The following is a 533-nucleotide window of genomic DNA, read 5'->3' as shown; positions in this document are numbered from 1 at the left end:
GCCGACTGTTGGAAGACTGGACCGAGCGAGGGCATGATGGGCTGCATGACCGAGGCGAAGTCCTGGGGGAAGATGCTGGTGGAGCTGACAGCCGAAGAGGCCGAGGTCCGTTGGTAGAACTGCTGGAACGACGAGCTGAGCGACGCCAAGGGAGACGCGATTTGGCTCAAGGCATCTCCGCCAAAGCTGGTCTGCAGCGAGCTCACAAAGTTGGTGAATTGGCTAAAGGTGCTCGAGGCGATGCTACCGAATTGGCCCGAGCTTTTGAAGCAGGTGCCGCAGTTGTTGGCTTGGCTCAGGACGGCCTGGAAGGACCGGGCGAGTTGCTGGCATCGCTGGAACGCGATGTCGCGAGTGAGCTGGCCGGCCGCGAGCTGAGACTGGAAGCCGCCGATGAGCCCGTTCAAGCTTTGGAAGCTGGAGCTGACCGACGAGACGCTCGAGCTCTGCTGGCTGGACGAGAAGCTGCTGCCGCCGGCGCCGAACCCACCAGCCTGGAAATTGTTGCTGCTGGATTGCTGGTTGAAACTGTT

General features: G+C 61.4%; 1 protein-coding gene. It reads right to left on the bottom strand.

The window, feature by feature from the left end:
• On the bottom strand, window positions 1-407 hold a 407-nt coding region (locus IEY98_RS33565), incomplete at its 3' end, for a hypothetical protein (protein ID WP_229787873.1).
• Between the last annotated feature and the right edge of the window lie 126 nt (window positions 408-533).

The organism is Actinokineospora fastidiosa (genome assembly GCF_014648415.1).
In the GTDB taxonomy this organism is placed as follows: domain Bacteria; phylum Actinomycetota; class Actinomycetes; order Mycobacteriales; family Pseudonocardiaceae; genus Actinokineospora; species Actinokineospora fastidiosa.
Note: the sequence above shows the minus strand (reverse complement) of the source record. Positions and strands in the feature narration are given on the sequence as shown.